Origin of the sequence: Paraburkholderia sprentiae WSM5005 (assembly GCF_001865575.2) — a bacterium.
Classification (GTDB): Bacteria; Pseudomonadota; Gammaproteobacteria; order Burkholderiales; family Burkholderiaceae; genus Paraburkholderia; species Paraburkholderia sprentiae.
In genome coordinates this window covers 56235-70685 of the sequence record NZ_CP017563.2, presented here as the reverse complement: position 1 = coordinate 70685, position 14451 = coordinate 56235, and the positions used below count along the sequence as shown (strand labels likewise).

Here is a 14451-nt window from a genome sequence, read left to right as displayed (position 1 = left end):
TCGCGCGACTGAATACCGGGATGGCAGTGCCCGCTCATCTCGCAGCCTCGTGTGCGTCATGGTGCAGTCCAGGCTCTGGCCAACTGGGGCCATACGGCAGGTGGCGGGTGGTCCGATACTTCGCCGCGTCCATTTGAAACGTACACGGTCCGAACGATGATTGGGTCTTATCCAAGGCCACCTTCTATACCCCGTTGCAGCGGGTCTGGTTGCTAATGCCTGGCTTCAGCAACTTTTGGCAGACCACGCGGGCCGCCTGCCCCGGCGACGAGTCGCCCCAGCGCATAGGAAATCGCACCGAACGCGCCGACGAAAAATCCTACGGGCCAGTTCGACTCGTACGAGAGAACAATCGCGGCCCATACCGTGACCAGCGAAATGCCCACCGACAGGGACATGGCAACGACCGGGCGGTCGCTCAGGGAGCGCGCGGCAGACGCGGGACCCACCATCAGACTGAACACCAGCAACGCCCCCACCACGGGCAACGCCACCGATGTTGAAAGCGCAAGTATCGCCAGAAACCACAACTCAATCCGTTTGCTCGATACGCCCCTGGCCCCCCCGAGTTCAGGTGACACGGCGGTCACCAGAAGCGGACGAAACAGCAGTGCGATAAGCGCGACCGACACAACGCTCATGATCGCGATCGGGGCGAGATCACTGTTGCTGACGCCCAGCACTTCTCCAAAGAGCAGCGCATAAACCTCCTGTGAGTACTCGCTCGTCATGCTCAGGAACAATACCCCCAACCCGAGCAGCGTGACGAGACAAAGTGCCGTGGCAACCTCGGACCGCCCCCTGCGGCTGAGCTGGCTGATCCCGATAACGCCGATGACGGAGAAGGCGATCAGACCGAACAGCGGGTTGACACCGATAAGGCTTGCGGCTGCAGCGCCAGGAAAGGCTCCAAGCGGCAATGTGTGCGCGGCAAACGTTGCCCCCCGAACGACGACAAAGAAGCCGACACAACCGGCAACGGCTGCAACGATGGTCGCGACGATCCACGTGTTGATCATGAAACTGGAGAACATCGTCAAACCTCATCCAGCCGTTGGTCCCGGATCAATGCGCGAGCGCCCGAACCGGTTTCGCGGCCACGTCCGGCGCAACCGGTCGCGACATACATCACGAAAATCAGTGTGACGACAAAAAAGCTTACCGGCCAGCCATGGCCCGGTGTCCAGTAGTAACTGTCATACGCGAGAAGTATCCCGCCCCATGTGGCACCCACGCCCGTCAGCGCCGCAATGAGCACCGCCCATGCAGGCCGCTTCGCGAGACGCAGCGCAATCGCAGCCGGCCCGATCAGCAGCGCCGTGGACAGGATTGCACCAACGGTAATCGCCGAAAGCGACACGGCCAGTGCCAGAACCAGCAGGTGCAGCAGTCCGATCAGACGTGTCTGCACCCCTCGCACCGCAGCGAGGTCGGGGTCGAGTGAACTGAGGAGTAGCGGTCGATAAATCATCCCCATCGTGACGAGTGCACCGGCGCCGACCACAAGAGCAAGAGGAACGATGGATGCAGGAATGGCGAACATCGAGCCAAACATGATTGTGATAGCCGCCCCTGTCGTACTGCCCGACGTGACGTCCATGTACAGCAGCAAGGCGGCCAGGCCGAGTCCTGCGCCCAGCACCACCCCCGTCACAAGGTCACGTTCGCGGGTGCGTCGGACGTCGACCATTTCCATTCCGCCTGCGGCGAGGAGAGCCATGAACAGAAAGCCGAGCAGCGGATTGATCCCCAGCAGAAAAGAGGCTGCACCCCCCGCGCTACTAACATCGGCGAGCGCGTGGCCCGCAAACGACTGGCCTCGCATGACAGTGAACACGCCGACTACGCCAGATACGAGCGCGGCCCCCCCACCGACCATCAAGGCGGTGAGGACCGGCTCGTTCGTGAAAAACCCAGCCGCGAAGATCATTGCAGACGAAAAATCCATCATGGTTTAGGGAACCTGCACCGCGTGAGCGGGTTCCCGCTCACGCGCCGCACGTATCTCGTCCGCGCTGTCCGCGGCGATCACGAGGACCCTTCCATGAACGCGGATGACGTCGATGTGGTAGCCATACAGTTGGGTCAGGACTTTGCTTCGCACGACTTCGTCCGCAGGACCGCTCACGGCGCGCCCATGAGCGAGATAGACAATGCTATCCATCACGGGCAGCAAGGGATTCATGTCGTGTGCGGACAGCAGTATCGTGATTCCTTGTTCGATCGACAGACGTCGCAGCAGGGTGACAATGCTGGCAACGCTGCCGATGTCGAGATTCGCAAGCGGCTCATCGAGCAGCAGCAATCTGGGCCGCCGGATCAAGGCATGCGCGATCAGGATCCGCTGTTGCTGGCCACCGGAAAGCTCACCGATCCGCCGGTCCGCGAAGTGTTCTGCATCCACCGCCTCGAGCATTTCGTCGACCGACGCCCGGCGCTTTTTCGACGGCATGGGCAGCCCCAGCCTGTGGCCGTCAAGCCCCAGGGCGACCATGTCCCGCCCACGCAGAGGAAGATACGCGTCGAGCATGATTTTCTGCGGCACGTAGCCTAACGACCCGAGGCCCGATTGCCCGTTGATCCTGACACCGCCCCCCGCGGCTTTCTGAAAACCCAGGATGGTTCGCAGCAACGTCGTCTTGCCCGAACCATTCGCGCCGATCAGCCCGCAGAACTCGCCCGCGTGCAGCTTGAAGTCGACGTCACGAAGGACGCTGTGTCCCGCAAACGAGACACTTACCCGGTCAACAGCAAGCACCTCGCGTAGGTCTTGCATACCGCTCATTTCCCAGCATGCAGCGTTTCGGTCGAGGTCTTGTCGGCTACTGCACCGCGCAAGGCGGTGAGCTCGGCCAGCATCCACGACTGGTAGTTGAAGCCTGGGGTCGGCATCGTTTCGTAGACGCCTACGACCGGGATGCCATTCTCCCTGGCGAGCTTGAGGAACGACTGCGTAAGCGCGTCCGTGACCTGCTGGTTGTAGACGAATACCTTGACCCTGTGGTCCGTGAACAGTTTGTTCTGCGTGCTCACATCCTGCGGCGACGGGTCCGTGCCGTTCATGATTGCGGCCTCGAGGCTAAAGGGCGTCGCGATGTCCGTGCCGGCTGCCTGAAGCATGTAGTCTCCCACCGGCTCGGTGACCGCGACGGACGTCTTGCCGTAATGTGCCTTGAACGACTCGATCTCCTTCAACCAGGGCTTCAGCGACGCGTCAAACTTCTTCGCATTGTTCTGGAAATAATCGCCCTGCGTGGGTTGCAGCGCGGCCAGCTCAGCGGCAATCGCTTTCGCCACGGCCGGCATGGTCTTCGGGTCGTACCAAAGGTGCGGATTTCGTGTGCTGTCCGGCAAGCCGAGCAGATGTTGCACGTCGATGATCTTGCGTTTGCCGTTCGGCGAGGCCGCAATGATCTTGTCGGCCCAGGCGTCATAACCAACGCCATTCTTGACGATCAGATCGGCTGAGGCGATCTGCGATGCGACCTTGGGGTTGGCCTCGAACGTATGCGGGTCGGTATTCGGATCGGTTTCGATTGCCGTGACCTGAACATACTTGCCGCCAATCTGCGAGATCACATCGGCATATTCGTTTTCGATACCGATCGCGTTGATGACGCCCGATGCCGACGATGCCGCAACGGCGTTCCCACAGGGCAAGGCCGTCAGTGCGAACGTCGCGAAAAGGGCAAGCCAGGCGCCACGCCCGACTGGCCGGGGCAAGGATGCGTACCGTCGTGCAGTGGATCGCGAGCGCACGTTAATCGGGTTGCGAGGCAACACGTCGAAATTTGACATTTGAATAACCTGTCGCGGTAATTGAAGACAGAAGAGAGGCCTTCTATAAATTTCGCCCGTCTCGCCCTTTCAGCCGATGGGTCTGCGGGCCGGCCACGGTTCGGACAACCGCCGCGCACTCGATCCGATCGGGCATTGCGTATGAGCGGCTTCGAAAATGAACGATTTTGAAAGCTCATGCATGGCCAGATGATTTGACGCTAGAGCCAGTTGCGCAATTGTCCAGCCCGGCTTTGAAGAGGTCGGCTGGCAGGTGCTTGCCGATAAAGACCATTTTTGTTTCCCGTACTTCGCCGTCGCGCCACGGTTTGCCGACGGTGGCGCCGAAAATCATGTGAACGCCCTGAAAAACCATCCGGCTCTCGATGCCGGCCAGATTCAGCACGCCCTTATAGCGCAGCATTGCAGTGCCGTAAATCTCCACGATCGAACTGAAAAAGTCTTCGACCCGGTCCGGATCGAGCGGGACAGCCGAGCGGTAAACGAACGACGACACGTCATCGTCATGTCCGTGTTGCATGTCTTCAAGGAAATCCGGTTCAATCTCAAGAATCGCATCGAGATCGAAACTGCGGATATCGAGCAGTTTGTTGATATCCGTCCTGCCGAAATCTGAACGATCAATGGGCGCGCGCGCGTTCATCTGACGAAGGCGAGCGGTAATGGCCTCTACATGGTCGGCTGTGACAAGATCGGTCTTCGACAGGAGGATACGGTCTGCGAAACCAACCTGTTCCTGCGCTTCATGATGTTCGTCGAGCTGCGCACTTCCGTGTCTGGCATCGACTACCGTGACCATAGCGTCGAGCAGGTAGTTGTCCTGCACCGCTTCGTCGACGAAGAAGGTCTGCGCTACGGGAGCGGGATCGGCAAGTCCGGTCGTCTCGATAATGACCCGGTCGAAATCGAGCTCGCCAGCGTCACGCCGCTCGGCTAGCGACACCAGAATCCGTACGAGATCACCCCGTACCGTGCAGCAGATGCAGCCATTGTTCATCTCGACGATCTGCTCGCTGCCGCCCTGCACAAGCAGCTCGCTGTCGATGCCTGCTTCACCGAATTCATTTTCGATCACGGCGACGCGTCCGCCGTGATGCTCGGTAAGGACACGATTGAGCAGTGTGGTCTTGCCGCTGCCGAGGAAGCCGGTGAGTATCGTAGTCGGGATACGGTCGGGATTTGCATCAAGCGAACTCATGATCGTGTCTTTCCGAAAAGGGTAGAGAGTGTGCCTGTTGTGAAAACCAGGACGTTCAGGCATGTATGGACAGCGTCGCCGTCAGGCGATGGCGACCTCGAGAATGCAGCGTGTGCGGCTCAAGCTTCGCACTCCCGCTCGGAGACGTCGCGTCAAGGACGGTCTGCGGATCACTCACCGTCCACCTGGCTGGTTTCGATCGAACCTTCCATTGACCACGCGGGAAACGGATCCACGTAGTGTTCCCAGACTGCCGGGCCCGAGCCCATCTCAGCGTTCGTCAGAAGACAGGCATCAAACCCCGCACGCAATGCAGCTTCGTCGATGCCGGTGCCGATGAGCACCAGTTCCTGCTGGCGATCACCGAACCGTGCGGACCAGCGCTGCGCGATCATTGCCTGGCTTTCGGCATCCTGCGGCCAGCGGCTTCGAGGTACCGCGGCCCACCATCTGCCAGCCAGAGCGTGCCGCGAAATCGCTCCCGCCTGCGACCAGTTGCCGACGAGGTCATGGCGCGAAGCGAGCCAGAAATAACCTTTTGACCGCACGACGCCGGGCCATTCCGCCTGTATCCAGTTCCAGAACCGCTCCGGATGGAACGGTCTGCGCGCCCGATACGCGAAACTCGTGATGCCGTATTCATCGCTTTCGGGAATCCGTTCGCCGCGCATTTCCCTGAGCCACCCCGGAGCCTGGGAAGCGGCTTCGAAGTCAAAGCGCCCTGTGCCCATCACCCTCTCGAGCGGCACGCGCCCGAAGGACGAGGTCACGATTTCCGCCCGACTATTAAGGCTACGCAGTACGCCCTTCAGTTGCGTCAATTCGTCCGGCTTGACGAGATCGGTCTTGTTGAGGAGGATCACGTCGGCGAATTCGATCTGTTCGGTGATGAGATCCACGACGGTACGGCCGTCTTCCTCTCCCATCGTTTCGCCGCGCTCATGCAGGCGGTCGTGTGAACTGTAGTCACGCACGAAGTTGTACGCGTCCACGACGGTTACCATGGTGTCCAGCCGCGCCACGTCGGACAGGCTCAGGCCCGTCTCATCGCGGAACGTGAACGTCTCGGCAACCGGAAGCGGTTCCGATATACCCGTCGACTCAATCAGCAGATAGTCGAACCGCCCTTCACCGGCCAGTTTCCGTATCTCGACCAGCAGATCCTCCCGCAGGGTGCAGCAAATGCAGCCGTTGCTCATTTCGACCAGCCGCTCCTCGGAGCGCGACAGCTGCGCACCGCCCTCGCGTATCAGGCGCGCATCGATGTTCACCTCGGACATGTCGTTGACGATGACGGCCACGCGTCTGCCCTCGCGGTTATTGAGCACGTGATTCAGCAGCGTCGTCTTGCCTGCGCCAAGGAATCCCGAAAGGACGGTGACTGGAAGCTTGTTCATGATTACTCAGGCTGTTACCTTGAGTGTTATGTTATATTATTACTCGCATAGCAGGTTGGATTTTTAGCACTTCAGGTGGAGCATTCAATGCCGAATCCGCAATCACCGCCAGGCGACGAGACGCCTGCGGCGGGAACCCGACGGTTCACGCCACTGCGTCGACGCGTACTCGGCCTGCTCGTTGCGCGTGGCGGATCGGCCACGGCTTATCAGTTGCTCGAGGACCTCAACAGACAGTCTCCTCATGCCGGGCCACCCACCATCTACCGCGCGTTGCAGTTTCTGATTCGTGAAGGCCTTGTCCGGCACGTCTCGACAACGAGCACGTTCCGCCTGACCGAGGAGAATCAAGGCCAACACGAAATCTTCGCGGTCTGTATGCACTGCCATTCCGTTCGCCCGTTGCACAATATCGAGCTGCAGCAGGCGCTACTCGACACGGCACTGACCGCTCACTTCGAGGTGCAGGGACAGCAAACCGAGATCAAGGGCATCTGTGAGGACTGCAACCAGCTCACCTTGACGAAACCTTCGGCAATAAAAAAATAACAACCGGTTTTATTCTTCAGTGCAATGATATAACATTGCTGTCGCTTGACAAACTCGGCCCCGGACGACACCTCCGTGCATTGTCGCAACGGCAATAGGGGCAGTTGCCGCTTTACGCCAGCATGAAATCGCCCTCATACAAAATTCTGCACCAGGTGGTGAACTCATCATTCGCATACCTAACAAATAACTGACAAAATGAGAAATCGCCATCACCTCACACAGGCTGCGCTGCTGCTGTTCGCTTTTGCGGCTCGCGCATACGCGGCGCCGGCCGACAGTTCGATAACCGGTGCAATCGCTGACAGTTCAGGCAAGGCCGTCGGCAAAGCGACCGTCACCCTTCAGGACGCGAGTGGCAAAGCCGTAGGGGCGGCGCAAACCGATGCCAATGGTCATTTCACGCTCGACCACGTCACGCCAGGTACCTATGCGATTGTCGTCACAGCCCCCGGTTTTGCCAGCGGCAGCAGCGTCGCGACAACCACACCGGGGCAGGAAAGCTCGGTGTCAATCGCACTCGCAAAGAGTGACGCGCTCGATGTACAGGTCAACGCTCAGCGTCTGAACCGGGCGCGCAACGACCTGCTGCCCGATACGGGCAGCAGCGTGTATCGCTTCAGCCAGAGTGACATCAACAACCTGCCAGCTGGCCAGAACACCCCGCTTAACCAGGTCCTGTTGCAGGCGCCCGGTGTCGCGAGTGACTCGTACGGCCAGTTGCATGTACGGGGCGATCACGCCAATCTACAGTACCGCATCAACGGCATCATCATCCCCGAACCGATCAGCGGTTTCGGGCAATCGCTGGACACGCGAATCATTGACCAGATGAATTTTCTCACCGGCGCCCTGCCTGCGCAGTATGGGTACCGGACCGCGGGTATCGTCGACATCCGCACCAAATCGGGCGATGACGGCAGCGGTGGCTCGATCGATGTGTTCGGCGGCAGTCGCCAGACGATCCGCACGAGCGGTGACGTCTTTGGCAGCAAAGGCCCATTCAGCTATTACTTCAGCGGGTCGATCGGCGAGAACAATCTGGGCATCGAAAACCCGACGTCGGGCGCCAACGCGCTACACGATCACACGCGTCAGGGGAACGCGTTCGGTTACATGTCGTACATCATCAATCCGCTCACGCGCGTGAGCCTGATGTTTGGCACGACCAGCAACCAGTTCGAGATTCCCAATACACCGGGACTCACCCCCGCGTTCACGCTGAATGGTAGCTCCAGCTTTGATTCGAGCCAGCTCAACGAAACGCAGTCGGAGCTGAACCAGTTTGCGGCGGTGACCCTGCAGGGAACGAACGGCGGGGCGCTCGACTATCAACTGGCTTTCGTGACCCGGTATTCGCGCACGCAGTTCAATCCGGATACTATCGGAGATCTGCTGTTTAACGGCGTCGCGTCACAGGATTTCCATAGTGACACGGCGAATGGGGTACAACTGGACACCACCTACCGGCTCAACGATCGGCATACGATCCGCTCGGGCATCTTCGTCCAGCAGGAACACGCTGTCTTTGACAACAACCTCTCTGTCTTTCCGGTCGACGAAAATGGCAATCAGTCCTCCGACCAGCCGATCAGCATTCCTGACTCGAGCAGCAAGACCGGTTATCTGTATAGCGCCTATGTGCAGGACGAGTGGAAGGTCACCAGCAAGCTGACGGTCAACTACGGCCTGCGCTTCGACAAGATGGACGAGTACGTCAGTGCCAGCCAGGTGAGTCCGCGCATCGGCCTGGTGTACGCGCTGACGCCGTCGACCACAGTTCACGCGGGCTACGCGCGCTACTTCACTCCACCCGCCTTCGAATTGGTCTCGAACGCCGACATTGCCCGTTATGCGGGGACCACGGCCGCGGTGTCGGGACAGAACGATCCGGTGCAGCCCGAGCGCAGCCACTACTTTGACGTGGGCGTCACACAGCGGCTGAGTTCAGCCCTCACCGTCGGTCTCGACGCCTACTACAAGAAGTCGAGCAACCTGCTTGACGAAGGTCAGTTCGGCACCGCGCTGATCTTCACGCCGTTCAATTACCAGTACGGCCGCGTCTACGGCGTCGAGTTCACGGCGAACTACAGGCAGGATAACGTGTCCGCCTACGTGAACGTCGGGCTCAGTCGTGCCCAGGGTAAAAACATCAACTCGGCGCAGTTCAATTTCGACGCCGACGAACTCGCTTATATCAGCAGCCACTGGGTGTATCTGGACCACGACCAACGCGTGACGGCGTCTTTCGGCGGCACCTACACACTCGGCCAGACCACCTTCACGGTTGACAGCATAATCGGCAGTGGTCTTCGCAGTGGATTCGCCAATACCGACCGCCTGCCCTGGTACACGCAGCTTAATCTCGGCGTCGTCCAGCACTTCAATGTCAATAACCCGCTGATCGGCAAATTCGATGCCCGCCTGCTGCTGATCAACGCATTCGACCGCGTCTATGAACTGCGCGACGGCTCAGGTATCGGCGTGGGCGCACCCCAATACGGACCACGCATCGCTGTCTATGCGGGCATTACCAAGAACTTCTGATGCGTGACCAGGGAAGGCTGAAATGAAAGACTGGACGACTTTTCTGGGTGCAGTACAGCTCGGCGGATGGGTGATCTATCCGCTCAGCGTGCTTGCCATCTTCGCGATCGCGATCGTAATCGACCGCTCATATGTTTTCCTGCGATTCGCGCGCACACCGGGCGGCAGTACGCGGGCCGCCGCAGACATGCCGTTTCCCGGTCCAGCGGGTGAGGCGCTGGACTCGCTGCCGGCGGGACATGTTTTCAGGCGGCTGAGCGTTCCGCTTGCGGACCAGCCATCTGCGCCCATCTGGTACCGCGAGGCGAAGGCCGAAACGATCGCAGCGACAATCGAGCGGGACATGAGCAAGGGCTTCTGGGTGCTGGAGACCATCGTGACCGCAGCACCTCTACTTGGTTTGCTGGGCACTATCGTGGGCATGATGCATTCGTTCCAGCTGTTCGGCGGAAACGGCCTGGTCAATCCGGGCGGCGTCACGGGGGGCGTCGCCCAATCCCTGGTGGCAACCGCTGTTGGCCTCGTGGTCGCGTTATTTTCGTTGTTTACCTTCAACTACTTTTCGCGGCGCCTCGAACGACTGATGGATGAGCTCGAGACGTTTGCGAACGAGCAGATCAGCGAGATGCGCCTCGCTTCGGAAGGACAGGGTGACACGCCGTGAAGTTTCGTCGCTCTCGCGCTGCGAAGCGCGGTCGCATCGAAATCATTCCGATGATCGACGTCATGTTCTTTCTGCTGGCGACTTTCATGCTGGCGTCGCTCGCCATGCAACGACTTGACGCCGTAAAGGTGAACCTGCCGTCGGGTCGCGCGCAGCAAATGTCTGCGGATGGACCACCGACTGTGAGTATTGATCGGAGCAACGCGGTTTTTGTCAACCGCGAGGCTGTTCGTCCCGATCAGGTAGAGCCGGCCGTCAGGCGCGCGCTGCGCCCGGACCATGACGTCATCATAGCCGCCGACGATGCAGCGGGACATGGCGTTGTCGTACAGGCGATGCTGGCGGCCCGTCGTGCGGGAGCAGAACACTTTCTCGTTGCAGTTCATCGTGAATAGACCCTGGCGGCGCCTCGTCATGGCGGGTGACAGCCGCAACGTCAGGGTCATGATTGCCGCGGCACTGGGCTCAGTTGTATGGGGAATATTTCTTTTTGTGCTGGGACGGAGTCTGCACGCAATACCGGTACCCGAACGTACGCTGGAACAGCCGATGCAGATGAGGGTCGTTGAAATTCCGACTGTCGCTCCACCGTCGCATGCTGCGATAGCACGTTCAACACAGACGGACGCTAAGCCGCAAAAGGCCTATCCCCCGAAACAGCCGTTAGTCAAAGCTGCGCGCGCCCCGACGCTGCCGGTTCGCCCACCCATTCCTGCTCGGCAGTCCCAGGCGATGACCCACGCCCCGGAGCCGGCCGCGAAACCCGAGGCCACGCCCCCTCAAACGGCGACGGCAGTAGCACCCTCGCCGTCTTCCGACCGTGGCGCGACAACCGCTGAGCAGACGTCCGCGGGATCGGCGCCCGGCAACTCGCCGGCGCGCGCTATCGCGCAACCGCTGCCCTCAGTTCCCGACGAGTTGCGCGAGCAGGCCTACCAGACGGTAGCGATAGCCCGTCTTGTCATCCATACAGATGGATCCGTCGCTGCCGAGCTCATCAAGCCCACGCAGTACCCGCGTCTGAATCAGATTGTTATCGAGACCTTGCGAAGCTGGCGATTCTTTCCAGCCATGCAGGACGGGCACCCGGTTGAAACCCAGCAGGAAATTCGCGTGCACTTCAACGTGAGCTAATGCGATGAGCGGTCACTCCAGCCGGACAGAAGCGCTAGGTGGCCAGCTCCGAGGCCGCTCAACGTTGCGACGGCGCCGCTGCCGTGTCGTCCGACAGACCCGACAATCGGCGGCCAGGAATGGCCGACAATTAATGGCAACAATCACCCTACTCGACCACGATCCGCTCGTCTGATCGACTCGCCGCGGTCTTCGCTGTTTTCAAAGGCCTGTCAGTCATTCCGGTAGGCTTGAATGGCCGGACGACGGGCAAAAACCGCCACTTTCGAGGCAATGTCCTATGGGTCAGCCGTCGCCATCCCGGGCATCGGTACACTGCATATACTATTTGGTCTGACACAACGGAAGACCGCCACGGATGTAGCAATCATCCGCTGTGTCATTGCCGCCCGCTTCGAAAGCGGTTCTGGGAGACGATGGAATGCGCGTACTGATCGTCGACGATCACGAACTGTTCAGAGCCGGATTGGCGCTTCTGCTGAGACAGATCTTTCCGGACATCGAGTTGCTGCACGCGAGTACGTTGTCGCAAGGTTTGAATCATGCGCTCGGCGAATTCCTGAACATCGTTTTCCTCGATCTCGACCTTCCCGATGGTCATGGTTGCGACGCGCTTGCCGAATTGAAGGAGTCGCGGCCGTCTTTACCGGTGATTGTGATCTCGGCCGACGGTAGCGTGGAAACCATTGGCCGATGCATCGAACTTCGCGCCATGGGATACGTGCCCAAATCGTCATCTCCCGAAGCGCTTCATGCGGCGATAAGCGCGGTGCTGGCCGGCGGCGTATTCCTGCCTGCGTCAAGCATCGCGACGCTCAGGCGTGCCCTGGGCGCAGACGAAGCCCCCGCGGATACACCTCGGAACCCCCATTCGGGAGGCAACTCGGAAATCAGCACTGCATCTGAACTGGGACTGACTCCGAGAGAGTTCGAAACCTTGGCGTGGCTGGTACGCGGGCTTCCATCCAAGGTCATCGCGCTGAAAATGGGGCTCGAGGACATCACCGTACGGAAATACATCAGTCATCTGCTCGCGCATTTCAATCTGCGGCGCCGTACGGAACTGATCGTGATGCTTGCAGATAGAGGGATCAAACTTGGCGTTCCGCCCGTCACGGATCCCGCCCATGACAAAAGTCTGCCGGCTGTTGGGCGGCAACGAACTGGCTGACTTCAACGAGCGTGTTTTCTGGCGCGGAAGACTTGCGCAGCAACACGAAAGGCTGGGGAAAATCGCGAAGTGAGGGCGGGGAAATCAGCTCGCCCGTGATGAACGCAACGGGCAGCGCGCCCGCCCAGTCGAAACGCCGCCTGATCCGTTCGGCAAGCTCAATGCCGTTTGGCCCTTCGCGCAGCCGTATATCGGTGACGAGGACGTCGGGTGCGCGGCCTTCGTCGGCCAGAATCGCTTCGAAGCCCGTCATTGATTCGGCAGTATCCACGAGTGCGCCCGCGCTGATAAACAGCCGCCGCAGACCTTCGAGAACGGTCGGTTCGTCGTCGCAAAGCAGGACGTATTTGCCCTTGAGCACGGACGTGTACGCATCATCCTTTCGGTCGTCCGTCCCGATGACCGGCGTCATTATGGAAATTGGAGCGTACAGGGAAAAGTGCGACCCGCGACCTTCGACCGAATAGAACCTCAAGCTGTGCCCCGGCAGAATCCCAATGACCCGTTGGACGATGGACAGCCCGAGCCCCAAGCCTTTCGAGCGATCGCGGCCCGGGTTGTCAATCTGGTAGTACTCGGCGAATATCGCATCCCGATGGGCGGGCGAGATACCGCCGCCCGTATCCCAGACGTCGATGCGAAGCCGTTCGCCGACCTCCACCCACCCGATAACGACGCCTCCCGTGCGGGTGTTCTTGATCGCGTTCGATACGAGGTTGGACAATACCCGCTTGAACAGCGAGCGGTCGCTTTCAATGGGCGGCGGGCGGCGCAAGCGCATCGCGCTTCTGATTTCAATGCCCTGCGATCTGGCCGGTTCAAGATATTGTTCGAAAACATCGGCCAGCACGGCTTGTGTATCGATCGGCGACAGGCTCGGAACGTACGAACCTAGTTCGCTGTAGTCCTGAATGTTCTTGAACATGTCGAGGATGTCGCCTGCCGTCTCCTCGATGACGTCGAGATCATGCGTTGCGGCATGACCAGCTTCGAGCTTTGTCCGCGCGCTGCGGATGAAGAGGTTGATTGCGGCGAGCGGCTGCTGGATGTCGTGATAGGCCGATGAAAAGAACCGTTCCTTCTCTCTGACCAGCTCTTTCATGCGTTCATTCTGCCGTTTGACAGCGGAGGACGCCGCCTGAACGCGTGCGTTTGCTGCGCGCAATGTCCGCCTGAACATAAATTCACGGCGGGCGGCGCGTTCAAACTGAATGCAGACGACAACACCCACGAAATACATGATGGCCAACACAGACCCGCGGGACGCCCAGCCAGCGCCCACGGTGGAAGCGCCCGTCCGTGGCCAAAGATAAAGGGTAAGGTGAAAGCTTGCAACGCCCAGCCCGACTAACCACGCTGCCGTGACTGCTCGAAGTCGGAGCAATGTGAATATCGTGAAAAGGACGAGTAAAAATTCGGGGAATACTTCCCGGAAAGCCAGGGCCGCCGGGTAAAGCTCCATCAACTGCAAGAGCGTGAACCAGCAGCTCAGCATCCATACACAAAGCAATCCGACCACCCAGCGTTCGTCAAAGGCACGCGGTCCCCACATCAAACATATCGGCACAGCCATACCCACGGCACCTGCGAGCCGCAGATAGCCAACCTGAAAGACGATGCCGGGATCGACCCGGTTCAGCAGCCACCAATCGCGGCGAGCAAACAGGATCCACAGCAGGAGGCTGGCGGCGCCAGCCAGCCTGCGTTGGCCCGCGTAGCGGCGCGCATAGTCAGTACGGAACGCGCGCTCGAGATCTGCCGAGGCAAAGTTGCGTACCACGAAGCCTGACAATTTCATAAGGCCTGCTGGACCAGAAAAATCACCGTGGGCGGATAGTGCTCGACATCGATGGGCTTTATCGCCGCACCACTGGCTAGAAAGATCTCCACCGATCGTGGCTAACGGAGCAATGCGGCGAATTGCAGCGAAAGCGATGCCGAAGGCCACGGATGCACAACCCCCTCGTCCGTAGCCGCGGTGCGATAAAAACAG

At 59.8% G+C, this 14451-nt stretch carries 13 protein-coding genes; 6 read left to right on the top strand and 7 right to left on the bottom strand.

Going from position 1 to position 14451, the window contains the following annotated elements; all coding sequences use genetic code 11:
- Positions 1 to 212: 212 nt before the first annotated feature.
- The 6 genes from BJG93_RS29020 to zigA form a co-directional block, all read right to left on the bottom strand.
- The gene (locus BJG93_RS29020) at positions 213 to 1034 is read right to left on the bottom strand and encodes a metal ABC transporter permease (RefSeq protein WP_051374204.1); all 822 of its coding nucleotides are present in this window, start codon (positions 1032 to 1034) and stop codon (positions 213 to 215) included.
- 2 nt (positions 1035 to 1036) lie between these two features.
- Positions 1037 to 1948, bottom strand: a complete 912-nt coding sequence (locus BJG93_RS29015; RefSeq protein ID WP_051374230.1) for a metal ABC transporter permease — start codon at positions 1946 to 1948, stop codon at positions 1037 to 1039.
- 6 nt (positions 1949 to 1954) lie between these two features.
- Positions 1955 to 2776, bottom strand: coding sequence for a metal ABC transporter ATP-binding protein (locus BJG93_RS29010; protein ID WP_034477760.1), 822 nt, complete (start codon positions 2774 to 2776; stop codon positions 1955 to 1957).
- Between the two features lie 5 nt (positions 2777 to 2781).
- Positions 2782 to 3723 carry a metal ABC transporter solute-binding protein, Zn/Mn family gene (locus BJG93_RS29005; RefSeq protein WP_238325724.1) on the bottom strand — a complete coding sequence of 314 codons (942 nt, stop codon included), beginning with the start codon at positions 3721 to 3723 and terminating at the stop codon, positions 2782 to 2784.
- A 250-nt stretch (positions 3724 to 3973) separates the two neighbouring features.
- A complete protein-coding gene (locus BJG93_RS29000; RefSeq protein WP_034477544.1) occupies positions 3974 to 4996 on the bottom strand; it encodes a CobW family GTP-binding protein in 1023 nt (340 codons plus the stop codon).
- A gap of 170 nt (positions 4997 to 5166) precedes the next feature.
- Positions 5167 to 6393, bottom strand: a complete 1227-nt coding sequence (gene zigA / locus BJG93_RS28995; RefSeq protein ID WP_027194693.1) for a zinc metallochaperone GTPase ZigA — start codon at positions 6391 to 6393, stop codon at positions 5167 to 5169.
- Between the two features lie 87 nt (positions 6394 to 6480).
- On the opposite strand from zigA, the gene BJG93_RS28990 reads away from it, so the two are divergent.
- The 6 genes from BJG93_RS28990 to BJG93_RS28965 all read left to right on the top strand — a co-directional run bounded on the left by BJG93_RS28990 (position 6481) and on the right by BJG93_RS28965 (position 12458).
- Positions 6481 to 6942: a Fur family transcriptional regulator gene (locus BJG93_RS28990; RefSeq protein WP_082194482.1), complete on the top strand. Its 462-nt coding sequence runs from the start codon at positions 6481 to 6483 to the stop codon at positions 6940 to 6942.
- Positions 6943 to 7140: 198 nt separating this feature from the next.
- Positions 7141 to 9489, top strand: coding sequence for a TonB-dependent receptor (locus BJG93_RS28985; RefSeq protein WP_027194692.1), 2349 nt, complete (start codon positions 7141 to 7143; stop codon positions 9487 to 9489).
- Positions 9490 to 9511: 22 nt separating this feature from the next.
- Entirely contained in the window at positions 9512 to 10153 is a 642-nt protein-coding gene (locus BJG93_RS28980) for a MotA/TolQ/ExbB proton channel family protein (protein WP_027194691.1), read from the top strand.
- On the top strand, positions 10150 to 10548 hold the full coding sequence (locus BJG93_RS28975; RefSeq protein ID WP_027194690.1) for an ExbD/TolR family protein: 399 nt from the start codon (positions 10150 to 10152) through the stop codon (positions 10546 to 10548). Before BJG93_RS28980 ends, BJG93_RS28975 begins: the two co-directional genes overlap by 4 nt.
- Before the next feature lie 337 nt (positions 10549 to 10885).
- The gene (locus BJG93_RS28970) at positions 10886 to 11287 is read left to right on the top strand and encodes an energy transducer TonB (RefSeq protein WP_231337647.1); all 402 of its coding nucleotides are present in this window, start codon (positions 10886 to 10888) and stop codon (positions 11285 to 11287) included.
- 421 nt (positions 11288 to 11708) lie between these two features.
- Complete coding sequence (locus BJG93_RS28965; RefSeq protein WP_082194481.1) at positions 11709 to 12458, top strand: response regulator; 750 nt, start codon at positions 11709 to 11711, stop codon at positions 12456 to 12458.
- On the opposite strand, the gene BJG93_RS28960 is transcribed toward BJG93_RS28965, so the two are convergent.
- The gene (locus BJG93_RS28960; protein WP_027194686.1) at positions 12400 to 14256 is read right to left on the bottom strand and encodes a hybrid sensor histidine kinase/response regulator; all 1857 of its coding nucleotides are present in this window, start codon (positions 14254 to 14256) and stop codon (positions 12400 to 12402) included. The two genes, BJG93_RS28965 and BJG93_RS28960, sit on opposite strands and share 59 nt — an antisense overlap.
- Between the last annotated feature and the right edge of the window lie 195 nt (positions 14257 to 14451).

What these genes read in the sequence shown, in the direction of transcription:
- BJG93_RS29020 (WP_051374204.1), bottom strand. Translation starts at nt 1,034, where the DNA reads ATGTTCTCCAGTTTCATGATCAACACGTGGATCGTCGCGACCATCGTT.
- BJG93_RS29015 (WP_051374230.1), bottom strand. Translation starts at nt 1,948, where the DNA reads ATGGATTTTTCGTCTGCAATGATCTTCGCGGCTGGGTTTTTCACGAAC.
- BJG93_RS29010 (WP_034477760.1), bottom strand. Translation starts at nt 2,776, where the DNA reads ATGCAAGACCTACGCGAGGTGCTTGCTGTTGACCGGGTAAGTGTCTCG.
- BJG93_RS29000 (WP_034477544.1), bottom strand. Translation starts at nt 4,996, where the DNA reads ATGAGTTCGCTTGATGCAAATCCCGACCGTATCCCGACTACGATACTC.
- zigA (WP_027194693.1), bottom strand. Translation starts at nt 6,393, where the DNA reads ATGAACAAGCTTCCAGTCACCGTCCTTTCGGGATTCCTTGGCGCAGGC.
- BJG93_RS28990 (WP_082194482.1), top strand. Translation starts at nt 6,481, where the DNA reads ATGCCGAATCCGCAATCACCGCCAGGCGACGAGACGCCTGCGGCGGGA.
- BJG93_RS28985 (WP_027194692.1), top strand. Translation starts at nt 7,141, where the DNA reads ATGAGAAATCGCCATCACCTCACACAGGCTGCGCTGCTGCTGTTCGCT.
- BJG93_RS28980 (WP_027194691.1), top strand. Translation starts at nt 9,512, where the DNA reads ATGAAAGACTGGACGACTTTTCTGGGTGCAGTACAGCTCGGCGGATGG.
- BJG93_RS28970 (WP_231337647.1), top strand. Translation starts at nt 10,886, where the DNA reads ATGACCCACGCCCCGGAGCCGGCCGCGAAACCCGAGGCCACGCCCCCT.
- BJG93_RS28965 (WP_082194481.1), top strand. Translation starts at nt 11,709, where the DNA reads ATGCGCGTACTGATCGTCGACGATCACGAACTGTTCAGAGCCGGATTG.
- BJG93_RS28960 (WP_027194686.1), bottom strand. Translation starts at nt 14,256, where the DNA reads ATGAAATTGTCAGGCTTCGTGGTACGCAACTTTGCCTCGGCAGATCTC.